The sequence below is a fragment of the Amycolatopsis rhabdoformis genome, from assembly GCF_035918295.1.
Lineage (GTDB): Bacteria > Actinomycetota > Actinomycetes > Mycobacteriales > Pseudonocardiaceae > Amycolatopsis > Amycolatopsis rhabdoformis.
In genome coordinates, this window is record NZ_CP142149.1 from 7,241,833 (window position 1) to 7,265,350 (window position 23,518).

23 protein-coding genes are annotated in these 23,518 nt (G+C 70.0%); 11 read left to right on the forward strand and 12 right to left on the reverse strand.

Annotation, left to right across the window (positions count from 1 at the left end; all coding sequences use genetic code 11):
• Positions 1-68 precede the first annotated feature (68 nt).
• Both VSH64_RS33370 and VSH64_RS33375 read left to right on the forward strand, forming a co-directional pair.
• Entirely contained in the window at positions 69-377 is a 309-nt protein-coding gene (locus VSH64_RS33370; RefSeq protein ID WP_220244783.1) for an antibiotic biosynthesis monooxygenase family protein, read from the forward strand.
• On the forward strand, positions 370-1,173 hold the full coding sequence (locus VSH64_RS33375; protein WP_326566726.1) for an SIR2 family NAD-dependent protein deacylase: 804 nt from the start codon (positions 370-372) through the stop codon (positions 1,171-1,173). The genes VSH64_RS33370 and VSH64_RS33375 overlap by 8 nt, the downstream gene beginning before the upstream one ends.
• Here VSH64_RS33375 and VSH64_RS33380 read toward each other — a convergent pair.
• Together VSH64_RS33380 and VSH64_RS33385 are read right to left on the reverse strand one after the other, a co-directional pair.
• On the reverse strand, positions 1,160-1,597 hold the full coding sequence (locus tag VSH64_RS33380) for an acetyltransferase (RefSeq protein ID WP_326566727.1): 438 nt from the start codon (positions 1,595-1,597) through the stop codon (positions 1,160-1,162). The two genes, VSH64_RS33375 and VSH64_RS33380, sit on opposite strands and share 14 nt — an antisense overlap.
• Positions 1,594-2,556, reverse strand: coding sequence for an endonuclease/exonuclease/phosphatase family protein (locus VSH64_RS33385; protein WP_326566728.1), 963 nt, complete (start codon positions 2,554-2,556; stop codon positions 1,594-1,596). Before VSH64_RS33385 ends, VSH64_RS33380 begins: the two co-directional genes overlap by 4 nt.
• A 183-nt stretch (positions 2,557-2,739) precedes the next feature.
• Between VSH64_RS33385 and VSH64_RS33390 the strand changes: the two genes are divergently transcribed.
• Together VSH64_RS33390 and VSH64_RS33395 are read left to right on the forward strand one after the other, a co-directional pair.
• Positions 2,740-3,717, forward strand: a complete 978-nt coding sequence (locus tag VSH64_RS33390) for an ATP-binding cassette domain-containing protein (protein WP_326566729.1) — start codon at positions 2,740-2,742, stop codon at positions 3,715-3,717.
• Positions 3,714-4,511, forward strand: coding sequence for an ABC transporter permease (locus VSH64_RS33395; RefSeq protein WP_326566730.1), 798 nt, complete (start codon positions 3,714-3,716; stop codon positions 4,509-4,511). The genes VSH64_RS33390 and VSH64_RS33395 overlap by 4 nt, the downstream gene beginning before the upstream one ends.
• 57 nt (positions 4,512-4,568) lie before the next feature.
• Here the strand turns inward: VSH64_RS33395 and VSH64_RS33400 are convergent, their stop codons facing one another.
• A complete protein-coding gene (locus VSH64_RS33400) occupies positions 4,569-7,739 on the reverse strand; it encodes a BTAD domain-containing putative transcriptional regulator (RefSeq protein ID WP_326566731.1) in 3,171 nt (1,056 codons plus the stop codon).
• A gap of 160 nt (positions 7,740-7,899) precedes the next feature.
• On the opposite strand from VSH64_RS33400, the gene VSH64_RS33405 reads away from it, so the two are divergent.
• Both VSH64_RS33405 and pcp read left to right on the forward strand, forming a co-directional pair.
• On the forward strand, positions 7,900-9,345 hold the full coding sequence (locus VSH64_RS33405) for a M1 family metallopeptidase (protein WP_326566732.1): 1,446 nt from the start codon (positions 7,900-7,902) through the stop codon (positions 9,343-9,345).
• A gap of 161 nt (positions 9,346-9,506) precedes the next feature.
• A complete protein-coding gene (pcp, locus tag VSH64_RS33410) occupies positions 9,507-10,136 on the forward strand; it encodes a pyroglutamyl-peptidase I (protein WP_326566733.1) in 630 nt (209 codons plus the stop codon).
• A gap of 3 nt (positions 10,137-10,139) precedes the next feature.
• Here the strand turns inward: pcp and infA are convergent, their stop codons facing one another.
• From infA to VSH64_RS33430, 4 genes are all read right to left on the reverse strand, one after another.
• Positions 10,140-10,361, reverse strand: a complete 222-nt coding sequence (gene infA, locus VSH64_RS33415) for a translation initiation factor IF-1 (RefSeq protein WP_326566734.1) — start codon at positions 10,359-10,361, stop codon at positions 10,140-10,142.
• Positions 10,351-11,142 carry a GNAT family N-acetyltransferase gene (locus tag VSH64_RS33420; protein WP_326566735.1) on the reverse strand — a complete coding sequence of 264 codons (792 nt, stop codon included), beginning with the start codon at positions 11,140-11,142 and terminating at the stop codon, positions 10,351-10,353. Before VSH64_RS33420 ends, infA begins: the two co-directional genes overlap by 11 nt.
• Before the next feature lie 144 nt (positions 11,143-11,286).
• Complete coding sequence (locus VSH64_RS33425) at positions 11,287-12,300, reverse strand: serine/threonine-protein kinase (RefSeq protein ID WP_326566736.1); 1,014 nt, start codon at positions 12,298-12,300, stop codon at positions 11,287-11,289.
• Between the two features lie 64 nt (positions 12,301-12,364).
• Positions 12,365-14,911, reverse strand: a complete 2,547-nt coding sequence (locus tag VSH64_RS33430; protein WP_326566737.1) for an ATP-dependent Clp protease ATP-binding subunit — start codon at positions 14,909-14,911, stop codon at positions 12,365-12,367.
• 366 nt (positions 14,912-15,277) lie between these two features.
• Here VSH64_RS33430 and VSH64_RS33435 point away from each other — a divergent pair, with 366 nt between their 5' ends.
• Positions 15,278-16,111, forward strand: coding sequence for a (2Fe-2S)-binding protein (locus tag VSH64_RS33435; RefSeq protein WP_326566738.1), 834 nt, complete (start codon positions 15,278-15,280; stop codon positions 16,109-16,111).
• Between the two features lies 1 nt (position 16,112).
• Here the strand turns inward: VSH64_RS33435 and VSH64_RS33440 are convergent, their stop codons facing one another.
• The gene (locus VSH64_RS33440; protein WP_326566739.1) at positions 16,113-16,682 is read right to left on the reverse strand and encodes a TIGR03086 family metal-binding protein; all 570 of its coding nucleotides are present in this window, start codon (positions 16,680-16,682) and stop codon (positions 16,113-16,115) included.
• A gap of 66 nt (positions 16,683-16,748) precedes the next feature.
• Between VSH64_RS33440 and VSH64_RS33445 the strand changes: the two genes are divergently transcribed.
• A complete protein-coding gene (locus VSH64_RS33445) occupies positions 16,749-17,549 on the forward strand; it encodes a helix-turn-helix domain-containing protein (RefSeq protein ID WP_326566740.1) in 801 nt (266 codons plus the stop codon).
• 130 nt (positions 17,550-17,679) lie between these two features.
• Here VSH64_RS33445 and VSH64_RS33450 read toward each other — a convergent pair whose 3' ends face one another.
• Together VSH64_RS33450 and lysS are read right to left on the reverse strand one after the other, a co-directional pair.
• Positions 17,680-18,033 (reverse strand): histone-like nucleoid-structuring protein Lsr2, encoded by a 354-nt coding sequence (locus VSH64_RS33450; protein WP_326566741.1) that lies wholly within the window; start codon positions 18,031-18,033, stop codon positions 17,680-17,682.
• Between the two features lie 150 nt (positions 18,034-18,183).
• Positions 18,184-19,692 (reverse strand): lysine--tRNA ligase, encoded by a 1,509-nt coding sequence (gene lysS / locus VSH64_RS33455; protein WP_326838094.1) that lies wholly within the window; start codon positions 19,690-19,692, stop codon positions 18,184-18,186.
• 94 nt (positions 19,693-19,786) lie between these two features.
• Here lysS and VSH64_RS33460 point away from each other — a divergent pair, with 94 nt between their 5' ends.
• Together VSH64_RS33460 and VSH64_RS33465 are read left to right on the forward strand one after the other, a co-directional pair.
• A complete protein-coding gene (locus tag VSH64_RS33460; RefSeq protein ID WP_326566742.1) occupies positions 19,787-20,551 on the forward strand; it encodes a class I SAM-dependent methyltransferase in 765 nt (254 codons plus the stop codon).
• A gap of 197 nt (positions 20,552-20,748) precedes the next feature.
• On the forward strand, positions 20,749-21,072 hold the full coding sequence (locus VSH64_RS33465; protein ID WP_326566743.1) for a DMT family transporter: 324 nt from the start codon (positions 20,749-20,751) through the stop codon (positions 21,070-21,072).
• Here the strand turns inward: VSH64_RS33465 and VSH64_RS33470 are convergent.
• Entirely contained in the window at positions 21,059-21,919 is an 861-nt protein-coding gene (locus tag VSH64_RS33470; protein WP_326566744.1) for a sigma-70 family RNA polymerase sigma factor, read from the reverse strand. The two genes, VSH64_RS33465 and VSH64_RS33470, sit on opposite strands and share 14 nt — an antisense overlap.
• Before the next feature lie 79 nt (positions 21,920-21,998).
• Here VSH64_RS33470 and VSH64_RS33475 point away from each other — a divergent pair, with 79 nt between their 5' ends.
• A complete protein-coding gene (locus VSH64_RS33475) occupies positions 21,999-22,730 on the forward strand; it encodes an SDR family oxidoreductase (protein WP_326566745.1) in 732 nt (243 codons plus the stop codon).
• A 3-nt stretch (positions 22,731-22,733) separates the two neighbouring features.
• On the opposite strand, the gene VSH64_RS33480 is transcribed toward VSH64_RS33475, so the two are convergent.
• Positions 22,734-23,507 (reverse strand): type III pantothenate kinase, encoded by a 774-nt coding sequence (locus VSH64_RS33480; RefSeq protein WP_326566746.1) that lies wholly within the window; start codon positions 23,505-23,507, stop codon positions 22,734-22,736.
• Between the last annotated feature and the right edge of the window lie 11 nt (positions 23,508-23,518).

The following is a 23,518-nucleotide window of genomic DNA, read 5'->3' on the forward strand; positions in this document are numbered from 1 at the left end:
CAAATCGCCCACACCGGCCACCTCGCGCTCGGCGGCCCCGTGGCCCGCGACGGAAGTAGGGTGGAGCCATGGCAGTGGTGAAGATCAACGCGATCGAGGTTCCCGAAGGTGCCGGCCCCGAGCTGGAGAAGCGGTTCGCCGCGCGGTTGCACGCGGTGGACAGTCAGGCCGGGTTCCTCGGCTTCGAGCTGCTCCGGCCGGTGTCCGGCGAGACGCGCTACTTCGTGTACACGAAGTGGGAGTCGGAGGAGCACTACCAGGCGTGGGCGGCCGGGCCGGCGCGCGAGGCGCACGCGGGTGAGCGCGCGAAGCCGGTGTCCTCCGGGGCGAGCCTGCTCGAGTTCGAGGTCGTGCAGGCTTCGAAGCCGGGTGAGTGACGAACTCGCCCGCGCGGCCGAGCTGATCCACGGCGCCGGCGCGCTGCTCGTGTGCGCCGGTGCCGGGATGGGCGTTGATTCCGGGTTACCCGATTTCCGGGGTGACGAAGGGTTTTGGCGCGCGTATCCGCCGTACGCGAAGCTCGGCCTCAGCTTCGAAGAGCTGGCCGACCCGCGGCACTTCGCCGACGACCCCGGGCTGGCCTGGGGTTTCTACGGGCACCGGCTGGCGCTTTACCGCGCCACCGTGCCGCACCAGGGGTTCGCGCTGCTGAAGGAGTGGGGCGAGCGCACGCCAGGAGGCGTCCGCGTGTTCACGTCCAATGTGGACGGACAGTTTCAGGCCGCGGGTTTCACCGGCGTCGCCGAGGCGCACGGGTCCATCCACCACCTGCAGTGCCTCGAAAACTGCACCGACGACATCTGGCCGGCCGACGGCACGCGAGTGGACCTCGACGAAGAAACCATGCGCGCCCGCGAGCCGTTGCCGGCCTGTCCGCGGTGTGGTGGCCTCGCCCGGCCCAACATCCTGATGTTCGGCGACTTCGAGTGGGTCCCCACGCGCAGTCAGGCCCAGCTCGACGAGCTCACGGCGTGGCGCCGCGAACAACGCGACCTCACCGTGGTCGAGCTCGGCGCGGGCCAGGCCGTGCCCACGGTGCGCCGCTACGCCGAGTTGGCGAGCGCCGCGTCCGGCGCGCTCGTGCGCATCAACCCGCGCGAGCCGCAGATCCGCCACGGCCGCGGGGTGTCGATCGCCGCCGGTGCGCTGGAGACGCTGCTCAAGCTCGCCTGAGGTGCAGCAGCGGGAACGGCCGGCCCTCCGAGTCGAGCTCCGACCGGCCGACGACCACGAACCCGTGGTGCAGGTAGAAGCCGAGCGCCTGCGGGTTCTGCTCGTTGACGTCCACGGTGAGCACCGGGAACTCGGCGAACGCCTTGCGCAGCAGCGCGGAACCGATTCCGGCGCCGCGGTGGTCGGCGTGCACGAAGAGCATCGCGAGCTCGCCGTACGCCGTGCCGGAGAAGCCGGCGGCGACGCCGTCGACGGTCGCCACCGTGAGGTCGACGCCCGGGAAGTAGCCGGGCACGCGCTCGGCGAAGAAGGAAACGTCCTCCGGCGTCAGGAAGTCGTGCGTCGCCTCCACAGAGCTGCGCCAGATCTCCACCAGCCGCGGGTACTCCTCAGCACCCGAGACCGGTCGCAGCGCCACCGTCACGGCAGCCGCACCTGTGCGTACACCGCGCGGTGGTCGGTGCCGGGCACGTCGAGCACCCGGTAGTCCTCCACGGCCGCTCGCTTGTCCACCAGCACGTGGTCCAGCGTAACCAACGGGGTGGCGTCGGCGGGCCACGTCGGCTGCAGTCCGGCGCCGCGTTCGTCGCCGGCGTCGTGGTAACCGCGCGACAGCACGGTCTGCAGGGCCGCGTGGTCGAGCGTCGCGTTGAAGTCACCGGCCAGCATGCGCAGGCCGTGTTCGCCGGCGGCGCGCGAAAGGTCCTTCATCTGGGCGTCCCACTGGCCGGCGTCGGTGTCGGGCGACTGCGGGTGCACGGCCACGATCTCCACCACCGTGCCGCCACCGAGGTCGGCCTCGGCGCCGGGCTGCTTGGCGGCCGAATCACCCGTGTAGTTCTCCTCGGTGAGCGGGTAGCGCGACACGATGCCCGAGCCGTCCGCGCCCGGCGCCGCGTGCAGCACCCGGTACGGCAGCAGGCCGAACAGCCCGGCCTTGTCCAAAGCGGACACTTCGGCCGACGTGAGCTCCACCAGGTTCAGCACGTCGACCTGGTTGTCGCGCACCAGGTTCACCACCGTGGCCGCATCGGCCCGGCCGAGGTACAGGTTGGCCGCCATCACGCGCAGCGTTTTCCCGGCCACTGCCGGTTGTTCGTCGGCCATCACGCGCGGCGCCACGAACACGGCCAGCAGGATCGTCATCGCCAGCGCGATCCCACCGGTCCACCACCGCCGCAGCACCAGCGAAACACCGCCCAGCAGCGCTCCGTAAACGACCGCGTACGGGGTGAGCGAGAGCAGCACGAGCGTGTACCAGCCGCCGTCGAACCCGACCGTGCGCAACGCCGTGACCGCGAGCAGCGGCACGCCGAACACCAGCAAAACGGCCGTGACCAGCCGGTTTCGTGGCTGTGCCCGCACCTGGTCGTTGATCACCATGGGCCGAGTATGCCGACTCGACCGGCCGGCGCGCGCCCCGGACACCGCACCTCCACAACACCTCCACACGGCCTGACAGCGGCGGCCGGCTCCAGGCCAGGTGCTGTCAGCGCCGTGTGCGCGCCCTGACAGGTCGGCCGTCCACTGTATGACCCGGAGGGCGACAGCAGGAGGAGGACCACGATGTCGCAAGCGATCAAGGCCGAAGGCCTGGTCAAGCAGTTCGGGGAAACGAAGGCGCTGGACGGGGTCGACCTGGAGGTGCCGTTCGGCAAGGTGGTGGGGGTGCTCGGGCCCAACGGCGCGGGCAAGACCACGGCGGTCCGCATCCTGGCCACGCTCATCAAGCCCGACGCCGGGCACGCCACGGTCGGGGGCTACGACGTGGTGAAGGACCCGGTGCGGGTGCGCTCGCTGATCGGGCTCACCGGCCAGTACGCGTCGGTCGACGAAGACCTCAACGGCACCGAGAACCTGGTGCTGATCGGGCGGCTGCTCGACCTGTCCCGCGCCGACGCCAGGGCCCGCGCGAAGGAGCTGCTCGAACGCTTCGAGCTGTCCGACGCGGCGAAGCGGCCGATCCGCACCTACTCCGGCGGCATGCGCCGGCGGCTCGACCTGGCGGCCAGCCTCGTCGGCCGGCCCGAGGTGCTCTACCTCGACGAGCCCACCACCGGGCTCGACCCGCACGCCCGCAACGAGGTGTGGGCCGTGGTCCGCAACCTCGTCGCCGACGGGGCGACGGTGCTGCTCACCACGCAGTACCTCGAGGAAGCCGACCAGCTGGCCGACAAGATCACCGTGATCGACCACGGCCGCGTGGTCGCCGACGGCCGCGCCGACGAGCTCAAGCGCCGCGTCGGCGGCCAGACGCTGCAGGTACGTCCGTCGTCATTGGCCGACCTCGACGCCGTCGCCCGCATCCTGGGCGAACTCACCGGCGTGCGCCCGGCCCGCGACAACGACACGGGCCTGCTCACCGCGCCGGTGTCCGACCCGGTGCTGCTGTCCACGCTCGTGCGCAAGCTCGACGAGGCCGGCATCACCTCCGACGAGCTCGCGCTGCGCCTGCCGAGCCTCGACGAGGTGTTCCTGGCGCTGACCGGTCGCACCACCGAACCGTCCACTGCCGACACCCAGCTCGAAGGGAGCCTCGCGTGACCACGCTCGCGCTCGAACCACCGCGCCACATCAGCCCGGCCAAGGGCGTCCAGCACGCGCTTTCCCTGGCCTGGCGAGGAATTCTGAAGATCCGGAAGAACCCGGAGCAGCTGGCCGACGTCACGCTGATGCCGATCATCTTCCTGCTGATGTTCACCTACCTGTTCGGCAACGCGCTCAGCGGCTCGATCGGCAGCTACCTGCAGGCCCTCGTGCCGGGCCTGATCGTGATGAACATCCTGCAGGCGAGCCTCACGGTCGGCGTGCAGCTCAACACCGACGTGACCAAGGGGGTGTTCGACCGGTTCCGCAGCATGCCGATCGCACGGTCGGCGCCGCTGATCGGGGCGGTGCTGGCCGACCTCGTGCGCTACGTCGTGTGCCTGGCCGTGCTGATGGTCGTGGCCACGGTGATGGGGTACCGCGTGGAGACGAGTCCCGCGCAGTTCCTCGTGGCGATCCTGCTGGTGCTCGCGTTCGGGTTGTGCTTCTGCTGGGGCTCGGTGTTCGTCGGCATGCTGATGAAGTCGCCGGGTGCCGCGCAGGGCCTGATGTTCGTGTTCATCATGCCGCTCACCTTCGGCAGCAACGTGTTCGTGTCGACCGCGACCATGCCGTCGTGGCTGCGGGCGTGGGCCGACATCAGCCCGGTGAGCCTGATGGCCAACGCGTTGCGCGGCTTGATGAACGGCGGCGCGGTCGCCGGGCCGCTCGGCGGGGCACTGGCGTGGATGGTCGGCGCCGTGGTCGTGTTCTTCCCGCTCGCCACTTGGGCGTACCGCCGCCGGGTCTGAGATGTGGCAACGCGAAACGGTCCCCTTCGCCGTGCGGTGAGGGGGACCGTTTCGCGTTCAGCCCTCGATTTCCCCGGTGAGCCAGGCGAGCCCGGCGACACGGTCGAGCGCCCGCATCTCGGCGACGAGGTCGCGGTAGCGCTCGGTCCCCAGCTCGTCCTCCAGCCCCTTGATGAGCGCGAGCACCTCCGGGCTGCCGAGGTCGAACTCGCCGCGGATCAGGGCGCTGAGGCCCAGCGCCCGCGCTGCCGGCTCGAACCGGCCCTGCTCGTAGCGGATCTCCGCGACGACCTCCACGATCCGGGCCAGGTCGGGCATGTCCATGCGGTTGCTGACCGACCGGATGGCCGACGCCGCGTGCGGCAGGGCCTCGTCGGGTTTCCCTTCCGCCAGTGCGATCCTGGCGTGGACCATGCCGAACCACTCGTCCTCGAAGTTGCCGGGGAAGGGCCAGTCGTCCCGGCGGCGCTCGATGATCTCGCCGACCTCGCGGGCTTCGGGCAGCCGGCCCTCGCGCAGGAGCAGTTCGAGCCGGCCGAACATGAGGATCGTGGTGAGCTCGGGGTTGCCGGTCTTCTCCGCGAACCGCTCGGCCGCGGTGAGATCACGCCACGCGCCTTCGACGTCACCGCCGCGCGAGCGCTCCACGGCGAGGCGCCACCACTGCTGCACCACGTCGTCCTGCGAACGCAGCTCCATCGCCAGCCGCAGGCCCTCCGTGTGGGCCGCGATCGCGCCGTCGTGGTCGCCGCGCTGCGAGAGGCTCGTGGCCTGGAAGCTGAACGTCATCGCCAGGCCCCAGCGGTCGCCGATCTCCAGGAACCCGGCGTGGGCGTCCTCGCGGGCGCGCGTGGAGCCGTCGAGGTCACCCTCGTCGGCGAGCAGGAAGCTTTCGGCCCAGCGCGCCGCGGCCCGGCTCCACGCGTCGCCGCCTTCGGTGGCGCGCGTGATCTCGCGGCGCGCCAGGTCGCGGTGGCCGCTGAGGAACGCGACCATCGGCAGCGCGAGCGAAAGCCACGGGTTGCCCTTCGCCGCGCCGGTGCGCACGCAGTCTTCGATCAGCTCCACGGCGCCCGTCATCGCCTGCGGCCCGTTCATCATGGTCATCATCAGCTGGCTCAGCCGCAGCGACGCCGCGACGTCGGGTGGCAGGCGGTCGCCGAAGGCCAGCACGTCGACCACGAAGCGCTTGGCGCGCTCGCCCTGGCCGAGGATCGAGAGGTACCAGAAGTTCCCGTAGAGCAGGCGGGCCGCGGAGTCGACGTCCTCCGACTCGATGGCGGAGCGCAGCGCGGCGGTGAGGTTGTCGTTCTCGTGCTCGAAGAGCGCGATCGCCGCGAGCTGGTCGCGGGTGCGCAGCTTCGGCTCGACGCGTTCGACGAGGTCCACGAAGTAGTGCACCATCGTGGACCGCAGGCGTTCGGCCTCGCCGGAGGCGGCGAGCCGTTCGGTCGCGTACACCCGCAGCGTCTCCAGCATGCGGTACCGGCCGGCGACGGTGTCCACAATGGACTTCTCGACCAGCGACCCCAGCACGTACACCACGTCGTCGGCCGGCAGCAGGTCCTCGTCGGCGCACACGGCGGTGACGGCGTCCTCGTCGAACGACCCGGCGAACACCGCGAGCCGCTGCGCGAGGGTCAGCTCCGCGTCGGTGAGCAGGTCCCAGCTCCACTCCACCACGGCGCGCAGCGTGCGCTGCCGGGGCAGGGCCGTACGGCTGCCGGAGGTGAGCAGGCGGAATCGGTCGTCGAGCCGCTCGGCGATGCTCGTCACCGGCATCGAGCGCAGGCGCGCGGCGGCCAGCTCCAGCGCCAGCGGCATGCCGTCGAGCCGGCGGCAGATCTGCGTCACGGCGTCCACTGTGGACTCGTCGAGCGTGAAGGCCGGCCGCACGGCGATGGCGCGGTCGAGGAACAGCCGGGCCGAGTCGAGCGCGCCCACCTCGCTCGGCGGCGTGGCCTCGGCCGGCACGGGCAGCGGGCCGAGCGGGCACAGTGCCTCGCCGGTGATCGCCAGCGGTTCACGGCTCGTGGCCAGGATCCGCAACGCCGGCACGTGGCGCAGCAGGTCGTCGGCCAGCTGCGCGGCGACCTCGATCACGTGCTCGCAGTTGTCCAGCACCAGCAACGCTTCGCTGCCGCTCAGGGCCTCGACGGCGTGCTCCAGCAGATCGGTCGGGCGCCGCCGCACCTCGGACTCGCTCGCGCGCAGGTCGCGGACCTCCAGCGCGGTGAGCAGTGCACCGAGCACGTCGTCGGCGTCGCGGACACCGGCGAGCGGCACGAACCACACGCGCCCCGGCTCGTGGGCGGGGTGGCGCGCCGCGGCCTCGGTCGCGAGCCGGGTCTTGCCCGCGCCACCCGGGCCGACGAGCGTCACGAGCCGGGCACCGTCGAGCAGCTCGGCCAGGCGTTTCAGCTCTTCGCCCCGGCCGACGAAGCTGGTGAGCCGCACCGGCAGCCGATCCGTCACCGTCGTGACCGGCGCGAGCTCGCCGCGCAGCGCCTGCAGGTGGATCTCCTGCAGCTCGGCCGACGGGTCCACACCCAGCTCTTCGGCCAACGTCGCGCGGATCGCGCCGTACGCGGCGAGCGCGTCGGCCTGGCGCCCGGCCGAGCACAGCGCGCGGATGCGCAGGCCGGCCAGCCGTTCGCGCAACGGGTGGGCCTCGGCGGCCGCGGTGAGGTCGGCGAGCACGTCGGCGTGGTGGCCCAGCCGAAGCTCGGCGTCGAAGCGGTCCTCGGCGGCCTCGGTGCGCAGCTCTTCGAGCCGGGTCGCGGGAGCGGCGGCGAAGGGTGCGTCGAGCACGTCGGCCAGCGCGGCGCCGTGCCAGAGGTCCAGTGCACTGCGCAGCAGCTCGGCCGCGCGAGCTTCACGGCCGGCCGAAAGCTCACGGCGGCCCTCGGTGGCAAGCCGCTCGAACCGGTGCGCGTCGACGGCGTCGGACGGCAGCGCGAGCCGGTACCCGCCGGTGCCGGACTCGAGCTCGGCCTCGGCCGGACGCAGCGCGCGGCGCAGGCGCGAGACCAGCGATTGCAGCGCGTTGGCGGCGTCGGCCGGCGGCTCGGTGCCCCAGAGGCCGTCGATCAGGGCTTCGGCGGCCACGGGCCGGCCGGCGTCGAGCGCGAGGCGGGCCAGGAGCATGCGGAGGCGCGCACCGCCGATGTCCACCGGGGTGCCGTCGTCGCAGGCCGCCCGCAGCGGACCCAGAAGCGCCACGCGCATGCCACCAGCCTTCCAGATGGACGCTGAGGACGCGTCCGAACGGGCACCGGGGAACCGACGTAAGTGTGGACTTTCAGGACAAAACACCACGAGGCGGCATCAACAGGCCGTCTCGGCGATACGTTGCAAACGGTTTCCCGAGCAGTAGACAGGAGCGTTCATGAGACTTCAGCACCGCTGGCGCCGCCCGGCAGTGACGGTCGTCGCCACGCTGGCCGCGCTGAGCCTGGGCGGTGGCGTCGCCTCCGCGGGACAGGACGGGTTCGGCTGGGGCACCCCGGGTGCCGACGGGGCCGGCGACGCCTACTACCCGCAGGACGGCAACGGCGGCTACGACATCGCCGACTACAACCTCGCCGTGACCTACGCGCCGGACAGCCACCAGCTCACCGGCGTGCAGACCATCAGCGCGCGGGCCACCCAGACGCTGAGCTCGTTCAACCTCGACCTCAAGGGCCTCACCGTCGACTCGGTGAAGGTCAACGGCCTCAAGGCCAAGTTCGCTCGCGGCGGCGACCACGAGCTCACGATCACCCCGGTGCTGCCGCTGCTGCGCGGCCTGCCGTTCCAGGCCGTGATCACCTACCACGGCGTGCCCGCCCCGATCAGCGACCCGTTGCTGGGCAACAACGGCTGGCAGTACGCCAAGGACGGTGGGGCGTTCGCCGCCGGCGAGCCGAAGTCGGCCAGCACCTGGTACCCCGTGAACGACACGCCGCTCGACAAGGCGACGTTCCACCTGGCCATCACCGTGCCCGACGAGTGGGGCGTGATCGCCAACGGCCGCGAGGTGGGCACGCACAAGACCGCGAAGGGCACCACGCACGTCTGGGCCGAGACCACGCCCGCCGTGCCGTACATGACCACGGTCGCCATCGACAAGTGGACGTTCGACAAGCGCAAGCGCAAGGACGGCACGCCGATCGTCAGCGCGTTCGCGCCGGGCACGCCGGATTCGACCAAGCAGGCCGACGCGCGGCTGCCGGAGATCCTCGACTTCCTCGAGTCGAAGTTCGGCAAGTACCCGGTCGACGCCGCGGGCGGCATCTACCTGGCCGAGCCCATCGGCTTCTCGCTCGAAACCCTGAGCCGGCCCATCTACTCGGGCCGCGCCGGCAACGTCGACACGATCGTGCACGAGAACGCCCACCAGTGGTACGGCGACACCGTGGCCGTGGACCACTGGAAGGACGTTTGCCTCAACGAGTGCTTCGCCTCCTACGCCACGTGGCTCTGGGACGAGGCCAAGAACGGCGTGAACCTCGACGACCAGTACCGCCAGCAGGTGGCCACCGCGTCCGACCGGTTCTGGAACGGCAAGCTCTACGACATGGGCCCGGGCAACGAGTTCACCTACGTGTACTCCAAGGGCCCGGTCGCGCTGCACGCCCTGAGCAAGTACATGGGCCAGGCCGCGTTCGACAAGGTGCTCAAGACGTGGAACTCGCGGCACCGCAACGGAAACGCGAACATGCAGGAGTTCCAGAAGTACTGCGAATCCGTGTCCCACAAGGATCTGCAGGGCTTCTTCGACGCCTGGATCTACGGTTCCGGCAAGCCCTCCGACCAGTACTTGTACCCGGGCGACCTGAAGCCGACTGAGTAGTCTGCCCCGGCTTCGCCGGGGCGTGCGAGATCGCCTCAAGCCGGCTCCTTCCCTCCCGACATGGTCGGCCCGGGGGGCCGCCCACATCGGGAGGGAAGAAACCGGCGCGATCTCGCGTCGTGGTTGAGGTTCGTGGTTCAGGTTCGTGGTTGGGTGGTGGCATGACTGTGTTACTCACGGGGTTCGCGCCGTTCGGTGGCGCCACGACGAATCCGTCGTGGCAAGCGGCGCGGCTGGTGGCCGCGCGCCGCGACGACGTGGTGGCCGTGGAGCTGCCGGTGGAGTTCGAGGCGTCGCTGCCCGCGTTGCGCGCCGCGATCGAGACGCACCGGCCGGATCTCGTGGTGTGCGCGGGAGAAGCCGGCGGCCGCGCTTCCGTGACGCCGGAACGCGTGGCGATCAACCTCATCGACGCGCGGATCCCGGACAACGCCGGCGACCAACCCGTTGACGTGCCGGTGATCGAGGGCGCACCGGCGGCGTACTTCACCTCGTTGCCGGTGAAGGCGGCCGTGGCCGCGATCCAGGCCCACGGCGTGCCCGCGGCTGTGTCGCACACCGCGGGCACGTACGTGTGCAACCAGGTCTTCTACGGCCTGATGCACTTGCTGGCCACCGAATTCCCCGCGCTGCGCGGTGGGTTCGTGCACGTGCCGTCGGCGCCGGAGCAGGTCGGGCCCGGCGAGCCGGCGCTCGGCGTGGAGCAGTCGGCGGTGGCGCTCGACGCCGTGATCACCACGGCACTGACCACCACTGCCGACCTCGACGTGACCGCCGGAACCCTCAACTGAGCGCTAGTTCCGGTACCGGAACAGGATCCGCCCCCGGCTCAGGTCATACGGGCTCAGCTCCACCAGCACCCGGTCGTACGGCACGATCTTGATGAAGTTCTTCCTGATCTTGCCGCTGATGTGGGCGAGCACGTGGTGCCCGTTCTCCAGCTCGATCGTGAACCGCGCGTCGCGCAGGCACTCGACCACGGTTCCTTCGACCTCGATCCCGCCCTTACCGGCCATGGCGCACCAGCTCCACCGTGCTGCCGGCCCGCCGCGCGCCGAGGTTTTCGAACAGCGCGGTCGCGGCTTCGTTGGTTTCCTTGATCTCGGCCGACGCCATCGGGATGCCGGCCTGGTGCAGTGCGCCGAGCGAGTGGGTGAGCAACGCGCGGGCGATCCCGCGGCGCTGCCGGTCGGCGCGGACGGCGACCAGCCCGATGCGCGGCAGGCGGGTCACCTGCACCACGCGGACCAGACCCATGTACGCGCCGTTTTCGGCGGCCACGGCGTACTTCGCCGAGTCCACCACCGTGTCGTCGGCCGGGCGGGCCAGCACCTCGGCCGGCATCTCCGGCCAGCCCACGGTCGCCTCGACCTCGGCGCGGACAACCCGGTCCAGCTCCCGCAGCGGGCAGTCCTCGGCCGCGCCGGCGGGCACGATCGTGACCCCGGGTGGTGGAACCGCCGTCCCGGTCACACCTGGGTCGGTGGGCACGGCGTACTCCCACTCACGCCGCCGGATCGTGAGGCCGGCTTCGCGCCAGCCGGCCAGCAGTTCGTGGTCGGTTTCGTCCACGACGGTGTGCACCGGATCCGGCAGCGTCGCCAGCACCACGTGGGCGAGCCGGTCGAAAACGGTGCGGTGCCAGGCGTCGACGCTGAGGAAAACGCGGCCGTCGGGCCGAGTGGTGGCCTCGGCGCGGCCGGTCACCCGGTCGTCGTCGAGCGCGTGCCACTGGCGCGGGCCGACGCGGAAGATCTCCACCGCCGGTTCGCCCGCGGTGAAACGCAGAGTGTTCATGGTGGTCACCTTTCGGGAGTGCCTCATCAGGCGCTCCCGGCAACCCCTACGTCAGTCGCCCGACCGTGACGACAAGGGGAGCACCCACATCGAAACAGCGTTCATGGGTCTCACCTCCAGGTGTCGAGTCACGGCTCCGGAAATCTAGCCCCGTGCGGGATCCGCGTCCACCGATTTATCCACGATGCCTTTCGGGAAACCAGCTTCCCGGTCTTCACGCAGCCGGTCGTAGAACTCGGTGAACTCCACGGCGGTCTTCGCGTGCCGCGCCACCACCGCCGCCACCGGCTCCGGCAGCGCCAGCTCACCCGCGGCCGCCCGCCGGACCGCGGCCCGCCGGCTGTCCCGGTCGCGGGTGTCGCACACCTCCGTGACCAGCCACTGCGTGAGGTGCATCGCGAGGTACGCCTCGTCGTGCTCGATCGTCAGCGCGGCGAACGCGCGCTCCTCGGCACTGAGGTCGAACCGCGTGGCGAACGCGAGCCCGAAGTCGGTGAGTGCGAGGCGATCACCGTCGGTGAGAAAGTTGCCGAAGTGGGTGTCGAAGTGCAGAACACCTTGGGCCCGAAGGAAAGCGGCGGTTTCGAACAGTTGCCGCTCGATCCGTTCGGCCTGATCGAGGTGCGCCGGCAGCCAGGCGTGCAACGTCGTCGGGAAGTACTCGCAGAACAGCACCACACTCGCTTCGGCGACCTCGACCTCTTCCAACCGCCGGCGCACGGCCGAGGACCCGCCCCAGTAGACAACGTCGTCTTCCAACGCCCGGTCCGCCACTCGGTCGGCCCGCAGCGGCAGCACCCGCCAGTGGTGCAGCAGCGGGAAGTACTCGCACTCACCGCCGAGCACCCAGCCGGTGGCCAGCACGTGCAACGCCAGTTCCCGCCAGGCCGAGCCCTCCGGCGAACCGAGGCCGTAGTGGCAGAACGGGGGCAGGTCGTAGAGGTTGGCGGTGGAAAACCGGTGCTGCTGTTCAAGCGCGGTCAGCGGCACCCGCTTCGCGAACACCGGCGTGCCGTCGACATCGAGCCGCACACCCGTGCCGCCGATGCCTTCGGACACCACTTCAGCGGTGGCGAGCCGGTCCGTGAGCTGGCGATCGCTGAGCAGCGCCAGCGTCGCGGCCGCTTGCAGGTGCGTGGTGAGCCGGGAATCCCCCATGACGTCGACAATACGGAGAAGGGCGGCTCCCCGTGGGGAACCGCCCTTCTCAGAACCGCTGTGCTCAGTCGGTCTCGGTGTCGCTCTCCGAGGCGCCGATGGTCACCGGCGGCGCGTCCGGGACCGAGGACGGGCGCTTCTCACCGCGGAAGGTGAAGTGCGCTTCGTCGTCGCGGTCCTCAGGGTTGCCGCTCCAGCCGTCGACGTCGACCAGGATGATCTGGCCGGGCTCGATCTCGCCGAAGAGGATCTTCTCCGACAGCTGGTCTTCGATCTCGCGCTGGATCGTGCGACGAAGCGGCCGCGCGCCGAGGACCGGATCGAAACCGCGCTTGGCCAAGAGGGCCTTGGCCTTCTCGGTCAGCTCGATCTCCATGTCCTTGGCCTTGAGCTGCTTCTCCACCCGACCGATCATCAGGTCGACCATCATGATGATCTGTTCCTGCGTGAGCTGGTGGAAGACGATGATGTCGTCGATGCGGTTCAGGAACTCCGGCCGGAAATGCTTCTTCATTTCCTCGTTGACCTTCTGCTTCATCTTCTCGTAGCGGTTGGTGACATCCGCTCCGGAGGAGAAGCCGAGGCTCACGGACTTGGAGATGTCCGAGGTGCCCAGGTTCGAGGTGAAGATCAGGACCGTGTTCTTGAAGTCGACCGTGCGACCCTGGCCGTCGGTGAGGCGACCGTCTTCGAGCACCTGCAGGAGCGTGTTGTAGATCTCCTGGTGCGCCTTCTCGATCTCGTCGAAGAGCACCACCGAGAACGGCTTGCGCCGCACCTTCTCGGTCAGCTGCCCGCCCTCTTCGTAGCCGACGTAGCCCGGAGGGGCACCGAAGAGCCGCGAAGCGGTGTAGCGGTCGTGGAACTCACCCATGTCGATCTGGATGAGCGCGTCGTCCTCGCCGAACAGGAACGCCGCCAGCGCCTTCGACAGCTCGGTCTTACCGACACCGGACGGGCCGGCGAAGATGAACGAGCCCGACGGACGCTTCGGGTCCTTCAGACCGGCACGCGTACGGCGGATCGCCTGGGAGACGGCCTTGACCGCGTCCTCCTGGCCGATGATGCGCTTGTGGAGCTCTTCCTCCATGCGCAGCAGCCGGGTGGTCTCCTCTTCGGTGAGCTTGAACACCGGGATGCCGGTCCAGTTGGCCAGCACCTCCGCGATCTGCTCGTCGTCCACCTCGGCGACGACGTCGAGGTCGCCGTCCTTCCACTGCTTCTCGCGCTCGCCCTTCTGGCCGAGGAGGGTCTTCTCCTCGTCGCGCAGGCGAGCGGCCCGCTCGAAGTCCTGCGCGTCGATCGCGGACTCCTTGTCGCGGCGGACGTCGGCGATCTTCTCGTCGAACTCGCGCAGGTCCGGCGGCGCGGTCATGCGGCGGATGCGCATGCGGGCGCCGGCCTCGTCGATGAGGTCGATGGCCTTGTCCGGCAGGAACCGGTCGTTGATGTAGCGGTCGGCCAGCGTGGCGGCCGCGACCAGCGCCGAGTCGGTGATCGAGACGCGGTGGTGCGCCTCGTACCGGTCGCGCAGGCCCTTGAGGATCTCGATCGTGTGCTCGAGCGACGGCTCGCCGACCTGGATCGGCTGGAAGCGGCGCTCCAGCGCGGCGTCCTTCTCGATGTACTTGCGGTACTCCTCGAGCGTGGTCGCACCGATCGTCTGCAGCTCACCGCGGGCCAGCATCGGCTTCAGGATCGAAGCCGCGTCGATGGCACCCTCGGCGGCACCCGCGCCGACGAGCGTGTGCAGCTCGTCGATGAACAGGATGATGTCGCCGCGGGTCTTGATCTCCTTGAGCACCTTCTTCAGGCGCTCTTCGAAGTCACCGCGGTAGCGGGAGCCGGCGACCAGGGAGCCCAGGTCCAGCGTGTAGAGCTGCTTGTCCTTGAGCGTCTCGGGCACCTCGCCCTTGACGATGCTCTGGGCCAGGCCTTCGACGACGGCGGTCTTGCCGACGCCGGGCTCGCCGATGAGCACCGGGTTGTTCTTGGTGCGGCGGGACAGCACCTGCATGACCCGCTCGATCTCCTTGCCGCGCCCGATGACCGGGTCGAGCTTGCCCTCGCGGGCGAGCACGGTCATGTTGCGGCCGAACTGGTCGAGCACCAGCGACGACGACGGGGTGCCCTCGCCGCGGCCCGAGCCGCTCTCGGTGGACTTCTCGCCGGTCTGGTAACCCGACAGAAGCTGCAGCACCTGCTGGCGCACCCGGTTGAGGTCCGCGCCGAGCTTGACGAGCACCTGTGCGGCGACGCCCTCACCCTCGCGGATCAGGCCGAGCAGGATGTGCTCGGTTCCGATGTAGTTGTGGCCGAGCTGCAGCGCTTCGCGCAGCGACAGCTCAAGCACCTTCTTGGCCCGAGGCGTGAACGGGATGTGCCCGCTCGGCGCCTGCTGGCCCTGGCCGATGATTTCTTCGACCTGCTGGCGCACTCCCTCGAGGGCAATGCCCAGCGACTCGAGCGCCTTGGCGGCGACACCCTCACCCTCGTGGATCAGACCCAGGAGGATGTGCTCGGTGCCGATGTAGTTGTGGTTGAGCATCCGGGCCTCTTCTTGGGCCAGGACGACCACCCGCCTCGCGCGGTCGGTGAACCTCTCAAACATGCGCACTCCCTCGACTGCTGCGTCGGCGGCCCTTCCACCGCGGAATCACACCCGCGGCGAACAGCACCGTGAGACCACTGTAGTAGCCAAGCGGTCGCGCTTGCGTACCACTACGGCTTGCGGTGGCCTTTCGACACCCGGCCGGTGGCCCTTCCGGTCACCGTCGAACATCCGGTTGCCCTGCACTTTTACCTCTGGTCGAACGTACGGCGCCGCGTTCGGATTCCGCGCCCACCCCCCTGTCCGCTCAGCGCGAACACATCCGGGAGCTGGCGGTTTCCACCAGGTGGGCACCCGATTGGCGCAACTCGCTCACTTCTGTAAGGTTAGGCACGCCTAATGAACCCGGCCGGTGAGGAGGCCGCAGTGAGCCAGCAGCGGTCTTTCCGCGACCGGCCGGACGCGAGTGACGTCGGTGACGGCCTCGTGTCGTCGCTCCTGCGGGTCGGGGGGCTCCAGGAGCGCGGTGAGCTGCGGAGGGACGTCCCGACCGGGTGGTTCCACTGCGCTGAACTGCTCGAACACCCCGAGCTTTTCACCGAATGGCGTGAACGGCTCGAAAAGTGGCTGCTGCACAACCACGGCGCCGCACCCGAGCGCACGGCCGCGAGCTACGTGATGTCGTGGTACCTGCACGTGCCGGCCTACGTCGGCGCGCTGTTGCTGCACCACGAGCGCCGCGTGCCCTCGCTCAAGCCCGAGCAGCTCGCCTTCGGGCTCGGCGACGACCGGCCGCACCCCGAGGGCATGGCGGTGCTGGGCGACAGCTTCTACTGCCTGCCCACCGACCCGGGCTCGGCTCGACCCGAAGCCACGGTGGTGGCCGACGAGCGCGCGCTGGCCGCCGTGCTGCGGGCCCAGTTCGTGGCCCACGCCACGCGGTTCGTGCGCGCGTACGCACCCGGCAGCCGCCTGGGCCGCCGCATGCTGTGGGCCGCGGCCACCGACGCGCTGGACAACTCGCTCTGGTGGGCCGGCCGCCAGGGCGGCACCGCCGAGGCGGAAGGCGCGGGCGTGGCCGACGCGGCACTGGTGCTCGACGACCGGTACCGGCCGCTGACCTCGGCGTCGACCCTGCGCATGGCGGTGGACGCCGAGGGGCACCGCGCGTGGGAACGCCGGCGTGAGAGCTGCTGCTTCTCCTATCTTCTGCCGGGCGAAGCCGAGTGCGGCGAATGCCCGCGGGTATGCGCCCGCTAGCTCACCTGAGCTGACGCGGATCACGGCCGGTCGCGCCCAGCGCGCGCTCGAGCGCCGGAGCGTCAGCCGGAACCGGTACCTCGGGGCCGTAAACGCCCATCGCGCGCGCCTGCTCGCCCATCGCGACCGCGGACGCCCGAACGGCCTCCGCGGTCTCGTCAGGGCAGGTCAGCGGCACGCCGGCCGCGCGGGCCAGGTCCCAGCCGTGCAGCACGAACTCGCCGAGCACCATGTCGCCGACCACGGCCGCCGGCATCGTGGCCGAGCCGAGCGTCGCCATCCCGTCCCACGCGCCCGGCGCGCTGAAGGCGTCGACGAGCGCTTCGGTCTGCTTCTCCAGCGTCGTGAACCAGCCGTCGGTCACCAGCGCCGAGTCGGCCTCGGTCACGTCGTGGCGGTAGGGCTCACGCCGGCCGGCCGCGGCGAGCCAGGGGCCCCAGTAGAGAAGGTGGTTGAGCAGGCCGCGCACGTCGTAGCCCGCGCACGGAGTCGGGGCCGTGAGCGCCGGCAGCCTGGCGACCCGCAGGAACTCGGCGGCGGCCGGGCGCAGCAGTGCGGAGTGGTCGGTCATGCGCGAAGCCAAGCACGGCGGGTGAAGCGCCGTCTTGAACGAACGCGACGCACTAGCGTGGGCCGCATGCGCCGGATCCCGCGCGGCATCGTCGACGAGCACGTGGCCCGCACGAAGTTCACGCTCGCCCGCCACGCGCCGGCGCCCGCGCTCGCGGAGTTCGTGGACTACCACTGGGTGCTGCGCTGGGACCTCGACGGGCACCACGACCAGCACGTGCTGCCCAACATCGCGGTGCACGTGACCTTCTTCCCCGGCGCGTGCGGCGTCTCCGGCCCGGGCCACACGCTGTTCACGCACCGGCTGACCGGGCGTGCGCACGGCCTCGGCGTGCGGTTCCGGCCCGGGTGCTTCCGGCCGTTCCTCGGCGCGCCGGTGCGGACCCTGGCGGATCGATCAGCACCGCTCGCGGACGTGTTCGGCGCACTCGGCACCGAAGCCGCCGAATCGGTGCGAAATGCGAGTGCCGACGAGGAAATGATCGCTGCAGTCGACAACTTGCTGATCGCAAAGCACGCACCACTTCCACCGGCCGCCCGCACGGCCGCCGCCGCGGTGGAAACAATCGCCGACGATCCGGAAATCACCCGCGTGGATCAACTCGGCGCGGCCGCCGGCTTGTCCGCACGGGCACTTCAACGGCTCTTCGCGGAACACGTCGGCTGCACGCCCAAGTGGGCGATCCGGATATACCGCCTGAACGACGCGGCACGCGGGCTCACCGACTCCAGGACTCCCGATTACGCGGACCTCGCCGCGCGGCTCGGGTATAGCGATCAACCGCACTTCACCCGTGATTTCCGCGCGGTGACCGGATCTTCCCCCGGCGAGTTCGCCCGGTCCGCTCGGCGTGACCCGACTTCCTGAACAACGTGTCTGACCGACCCACCCCGAGGCGCCGAACACGCTGAACGTGAACTCGAAGGGACCGGACAGAAACCGGACAAGCAAAACGGCCGCCGGAAAGAATCCGGCGGCCGTTCCCGCGTTGTCGCCCTCAGTTCTTCTGGTGGTAGGCCTCCACGACCTCCGACGGGATCCGGCCCCGGTCGGAAACCGCGTAACCGTTCTTGCGCGCCCAGGCGCGAATGGCCTGGTTCTGCTCGCGGTCGACCGTCGCCGGACGCGCCGAGGCCTTGGCACCCGCGACCGGGCGCAGCGCGGCGCGCTTGCGGCCACCGGCACGGCGGGCGTGTTCCACGTACTGGGCCAGTGCGTCGCGCAGCTCTTCGGCGTTTTCCGAAGACAGGTCGATCTGGTAAGTCACACCGTCCAAACCGAACTCGACGGTCTCTTCGGCCTCACTGCCGTCGAGGTCGTCGACCAGGGAGACGAGCACCTTCTGTGCCATCTGATTCCTCCTGCGGGGCTTACGCGAATGATCTGGTTACGGGGCGAGCCCCGGGACAGAAGTCTTTGTCACTCACATTAATACCCGCTCATCCCCCGGCGTGCAAATCTCGTTTGAGATAAACCCCGCCGGTTCCTACCGACGGGTGGGTTATTCAGGCCGCACGAGGGGGAAGAGGATCGTCTCCCGGATACCGAGACCGGTCAGCGCCATGAGCAGCCGGTCGACTCCCATTCCGACACCACCGCTCGGCGGCATTCCGTACTCCAGGGCCCGAAGGAAATCCTCGTCGAGGCGCATGGCCTCGCTATCACCCTGTGCCGCGAGGAGGGACTGTTCGGTGAGCCGCTGCCGCTCCACGACCGGATCCACCAGCTCGGAGTAACCGGTGGCGAGTTCGAATCCGCGCACGTAGAGGTCCCACTTCTCGGCAACCCCGGCCCGGCTGCGGTGCTGCCTGGTCAGCGGGGATGTCTCGAGCGGAAAATCACGCACAAATGTGGGCGCGGTGAGATCGTCGCCCACGAGGTGTTCCCACAGTTCTTCGACCAGTTTGCCGTGGCCGAGCTTGGGGTCCACCTCGATCTCGCGCGCCTCGGCGATCTTGTGCAACCGCTCGGCGGGAGTCTCGGGTGACACTTCTTCACCCAATGCCTCCGACAGCGACTCGTACATGCCGAGCGTCGTCCATTCGCCGGAAAGGTCGTACTCCGATCCGTCGACGAGGGTGACGACCTGGGTGCCGAGCACGTTCTCCGCGGCCTCTTGGATGAGTTCGCGGGTCATCACGGCATTCGTGTCGTACGTGGCGTAGGCCTCGTAGTACTCCAGCATCGCGAACTCGGGCGAGTGCGAGGAGTCGCTGCCCTCGTTGCGGAAGTTGCGGTTGATCTCGAAAACCTTCTCGATCCCGCCGACCACACAGCGCTTGAGGTAGAGCTCCGGCGCGATGCGCAGGAACAGCTCGAGGTCGAACGCATTCGAATGCGTGACGAATGGCCTGGCCGCGGCGCCGCCGTGCAGCGTCTGCAGCATCGGCGTCTCGACCTCGGTGAATCCGCGGCGGTGGAACGACTCGCGCAGCGACCGCACCACGCCGGCGCGGGTGCGCACCACATCGCGCGCCCGATCGCGCAGAATCAAGTCGACATAACGCTGCCGGATTCGCGTTTCCTCGGCCAGCTCCTTGTGGGTGTTCGGCAGCGGCCGCAGCGCCTTCGACGTGAGCTGCCACTTGTCGGCCATCACGGAAAGCTCTCCGCGCTTGGAAGTGATCACCTCACCGGCGACGAATACGTGGTCACCGAGATCGACGTCACTCTTCCACGCGGCGAGTGACTGGTCGCCGACCTTCGCGAGGCTGAGCATCGCCTGCAGTTCCGTGCCGTCGCCCTCACGAAGAGTGGCGAAACACAGTTTGCCCGTATTGCGCAGAAACATCACCCGGCCGGTGACGCCGACCGTCTGACCAGTGGCGGTGTCGGGTTCGAGATCTGTGTGGGCCGCGCGGATCTCGGCGAGCGAGTGCGTGCGGGGAACCTCGACGGGGTAAGGATCGATACCCTCCGCGATTATCCGGTCGCGCTTGTCCCGGCGCACCCGCATCTGTTCGGGCAGGTCGTCTTCGGGCAGCGCGTCGGGCGCGGGGAATTCCGTCATGGCCCACAGAGTACGAACTCGCTGGTCGGGTACGCCAACCGGATTACCCTTCGAGCCACCGGCGCTGCCTTTTCCCGTATTAGTCTCGGTTCTCGTGACCGAACCCACGTATGACCAGGAACTCCACGCCCGCCGCGCGTCGTCGTTCGGGGGCCACGCCGCCGCCTACGCCGAGCACCGGCCCGACTACCCGCAGGACGCGGTGGAATGGGGCCTCGCCGGTGCCGCACACCCCGCGCGCGACGTGCTCGACCTCGCCGCCGGCACCGGCAAGCTCACGCAGGGCCTGGTCGACCTCGGCCTCACCGTGACCGCGGTCGAACCCGACGAGGGCATGCTGGCCGAGCTCTCGCGGCTGCTGCCGGGCACCCGCGCGCTCACCGGCAAGGCCGAGGACATCCCGCTGCCGGATGAGTCCGTCGACGCGGTGTTCATCGGGCAGGCGCTGCACTGGTTCGACCTGGAACCGGCGTTCGCCGAGATCCGCCGGGTGCTGCGCCCAGGCGGGGTCGTGGTGGCGCTGTGGAACCACGACGACAACGAGGTGGCGTGGGTGGCCGAGTTCGCGCGGCGCGTGCGCACGGGCGTGAGCCGCGTGTTCAAGGACGAGAACGAGGGGCTCGCGGCGGCCGGGTTCGACCCGTTCGAGGACCACGAGTTCCCGCACGCGCACCGGCGCACGATCGACTCGCTGCTGGCCACCGTCAGCACGCATTCCAACTTCCTGGTCGCCGAGCCGGCCGAACGCGACGCGACGCTGGCGGCCGCCCGCGAGTACCTGCTCGCGGTGCCGGAAGCCGGCGCCGGCGAGTTCGACTACCCCCTCGTGACCACGGTGTTCCGGGCGCGCAAGAGCTGAACGACGGCGCGAGATCGCGCCGGTTTCTTCCCTCCCGATGTGGCCGGCCCCCCGGGGCCGGTCATGTCGGGAGGGAAGAAGCCGGCTTGAAGGCGATCTCGCACGCCGCGGCGGAGCCGGGGCCGAAGACACAGCGTCGTACCCGGTCAGGACAAGACGGCGCAGTGAATTTGACGTCACTGCGAAAGGTTTTGATCATGGCTTGGGTCGTTCTTGTCGTCGCCGGCTTTTTGGAAACCGTCTGGGCGGCCGCGCTGTCGGCCACCAAGGGCTTCACCAAGCTGTGGCCGACGGTTGTTTTCCTTGTCGCGCTGATCGCCAGCATGGGCGGTCTCGCGTACGCGCTGCGAAGCATTCCGCTCGGCACCGGTTACGTCGTGTGGGTCGGCATCGGTGGCGTGGGGACCGCGCTGTACGGCATCTTCGCCCTGCACGACCCCGCGACGATCGGGCGCATCGCGTGCCTCTTCCTGATCGTCGCGGGCGTCGTGGGCTCAAGGTGCTGCACTAGGGCACGGTGATCTCCAGCGCGCCGAGGCGGGCCGGGTCACCGACCACGTCGATGGCCGTGATGCGGTCGCCGTCGAAGGTGAACGTGAGCACGATTTCGAGGCGGCCACGCGGAGCCAGCACCAGCGCGGGCACGCCGTCGACCAGCGCCACCTGCGTGCCGCGCGCGCGGTCGGACGCGAGTAGCGCGCCCTTGCTCACACTGCGGACCCCGCGCAGCACCACGGGCGCCGGCGCGCCGGAGATCGACGCGTCGGCGTGCAGCACCACGTCCGGGTCGAGCAGCTGCAGCAACGCCTCGAAGTCGCCACCCCGCGCGGCCGCCAGATAGGCCTCGACGGCCTGGCGGCTGCGCGCGACGTCGGCGGACGGCTGCTCACCCCGCACCCGCCGACGAGCGCGGCTGGCGATCTGCCGCACCGCGGCCGGCGTGCGGTCGAGCATCGTCGCGATGTCCTCGAACGGCACGGCGAACATGTCGTGGAGCACGAAGGCGATGCGTTCGGCCGGCCCCAGCGAGTCGAGCACCACGAGCAGCGCGAGCCCCACGGAGTCGGCGAGCTGAGCTTCCTCCTCGAGGTCGAAGTCGTCGCCGCGTTCGAAGGTCTGCGCGTCGAGCGAGTCCTCACGCCGGCGCTGGCGCGTGCGCAGCTGGTTGAGGCACTCGCGCGAGACCACCGTGGTGAGCCACGCGGGCAGGCTGTCGATCTCCGTGGCGTCGACGCCGTCGAGGCGCAGCCAGGCTTCCTGCACCGCGTCCTCGGCCTCGCTCAGCGAGCCCAGCATCCGGTAGGCGACCGACCGCAGCCGCGGCCGCTGTTCCTCGAAGAGCTGCGCCAACCAGGCCTTTTCGTCCACGTGTCACATTCCTCCGTCGCGCGGGTTCATCGCAGTAGACCCCATCGAACCCGGTCACGTGACCGGAACGGAGGAAGAAATGAGCACGATCCTCGTCACCGGCGGCACCGGCACGCTCGGCACCCTCGTCACGCCGCTGCTGGGCGACGCGAAGGTGCGGGTGCTGAGCCGCCACGCCGCGGGTCCCGAGCACTTCGCCTGCGACCTGATGACCGGTGCGGGCCTCGACGCCGCGGTGGAGGGCGCCGACGTGGTGCTTCACCTGGCCGGCGGGCCGAAGGGCGACGACGTGGCCACCGCGAACCTCGTGCGGGCCGCCGAGCGCGCCGGCGTCGGCCACTTCGTGCTGATCTCGGTGATCGCCGCCGACCGCGTGCCGCTCGGGTACTTCACGCGCAAGGCCGAGGCGGAGAAGACCGTGGTGGCCTCGAGTCTGCCGTGGACGATCCTGCGGGCCGCGCAGTTCCACGGGTTCTGCTTCGACGCCGTGCGCGCCGCCGCGAAACTGCCGGTCGTGCCGGTCCCCGGCGGGATGCGGTTCCAGCCGGTGGACGCCCACGATGTCGCGGCCCGGCTCGCCGCACTGACGCTCGGCGCACCCGCCGGCCGCGTGCCGGATCTCGCCGGACCGAAGGTGTACACCATGCGGGAGCTCGTGGACGATTACCTGCGGGCCAAGGGAAAGCGCCGGCCCAAGCTGCCGGTCCGCCTGCCGGGCAAGGCCGGACGCGTGTACCGCGCGGGCGAAAACCTCAACCTCGACGCGGAAACCGGCACCGGCACGTGGGAGGAATTTCTCGCGGAGAAGTAATTCTCAGCGCACGTTTCGTTCGTAGACCAGCCGCAGTCCCAGCAACGTCAACTCCGGGACGTGTTCCGTGATCGTCTCCGATTCCCCGATCACCAGAGGCGCGAGGCCGCCGGTCGCGATCACCGCGACCGGCTCCGTCTCCGAGCCGCGCAGCTCGCGCACGATGCGTTTCACGAGGCCGTCGACCTGGCCCGCGAAGCCGTAGAGAATGCCGGATTGCAGGCACTCCACGGTGTTCTTGCCGATGACCGACCGCGGCGGCACGAGTTCCACCTTCCGCAGCGCCGCGGCGCGCGAGGCCAGGGCGTCCACGGAGATGTCGATGCCCGGGGCGAAGGCTCCGCCGAGGAACTCGCCCTTGGCGGAGATGGCGTCGACGTTCGTGGATGTGCCGAAGTCGACCACCACGCACGCCGTGGGGTGCAGGTGGTGGGCGGCGAGGGTGTTCACCAGCCGGTCGGCGCCCACCTCCTTCGGGTTGTCCACCAGCAGTGGCACGCCCGTGCGCACGCCGGGTTCCACCACGATCTTCGGCAGCCGCGGGTAGTAGCGGCCGAGCATCACGCGCAGCTCCCGCAGCACGGCGGGCACTGTGGACAGTGCGCTGATGCCGGTGATCGCGTCGGCGTGCGGGCCGAGCAGGCCCCGCATGGTGAGCGCGAGCTCGTCGGCGGTCATGCGCGCGTCGGTGCGCATGCGCCAGTCACCGACGAGCCGTCGCCCCTCGTACAGGCCGAGCACGATGTTGGTGTTGCCGACGTCGACCGTGAGCAGCAAAACGGACTTCC

Coding starts and splice junctions, on each gene's coding strand:
- VSH64_RS33450 (WP_326566741.1), bottom strand. CDS start 18,033: ATGGCACAGAAGGTGCTCGTCTCCCTGGTCGACGACCTCGACGGCAGT.
- VSH64_RS33445 (WP_326566740.1), top strand. CDS start 16,749: ATGCGCCGGATCCCGCGCGGCATCGTCGACGAGCACGTGGCCCGCACG.
- VSH64_RS33400 (WP_326566731.1), bottom strand. CDS start 7,739: ATGCGCGTGGCGCTTCTGGGTCCGCTGCGGGCGGCCTGCGACGACGGC.
- lysS (WP_326838094.1), bottom strand. CDS start 19,692: ATGACGGAATTCCCCGCGCCCGACGCGCTGCCCGAAGACGACCTGCCC.
- pcp (WP_326566733.1), top strand. CDS start 9,507: ATGACTGTGTTACTCACGGGGTTCGCGCCGTTCGGTGGCGCCACGACG.
- VSH64_RS33385 (WP_326566728.1), bottom strand. CDS start 2,556: ATGGTGATCAACGACCAGGTGCGGGCACAGCCACGAAACCGGCTGGTC.
- VSH64_RS33420 (WP_326566735.1), bottom strand. CDS start 11,142: ATGAACACTCTGCGTTTCACCGCGGGCGAACCGGCGGTGGAGATCTTC.
- VSH64_RS33430 (WP_326566737.1), bottom strand. CDS start 14,911: ATGTTTGAGAGGTTCACCGACCGCGCGAGGCGGGTGGTCGTCCTGGCC.
- VSH64_RS33425 (WP_326566736.1), bottom strand. CDS start 12,300: ATGGGGGATTCCCGGCTCACCACGCACCTGCAAGCGGCCGCGACGCTG.
- VSH64_RS33440 (WP_326566739.1), bottom strand. CDS start 16,682: ATGACCGACCACTCCGCACTGCTGCGCCCGGCCGCCGCCGAGTTCCTG.
- VSH64_RS33390 (WP_326566729.1), top strand. CDS start 2,740: ATGTCGCAAGCGATCAAGGCCGAAGGCCTGGTCAAGCAGTTCGGGGAA.
- VSH64_RS33370 (WP_220244783.1), top strand. CDS start 69: ATGGCAGTGGTGAAGATCAACGCGATCGAGGTTCCCGAAGGTGCCGGC.
- infA (WP_326566734.1), bottom strand. CDS start 10,361: ATGGCCGGTAAGGGCGGGATCGAGGTCGAAGGAACCGTGGTCGAGTGC.
- VSH64_RS33475 (WP_326566745.1), top strand. CDS start 21,999: ATGAGCACGATCCTCGTCACCGGCGGCACCGGCACGCTCGGCACCCTC.
- VSH64_RS33465 (WP_326566743.1), top strand. CDS start 20,749: ATGGCTTGGGTCGTTCTTGTCGTCGCCGGCTTTTTGGAAACCGTCTGG.
- VSH64_RS33405 (WP_326566732.1), top strand. CDS start 7,900: ATGAGACTTCAGCACCGCTGGCGCCGCCCGGCAGTGACGGTCGTCGCC.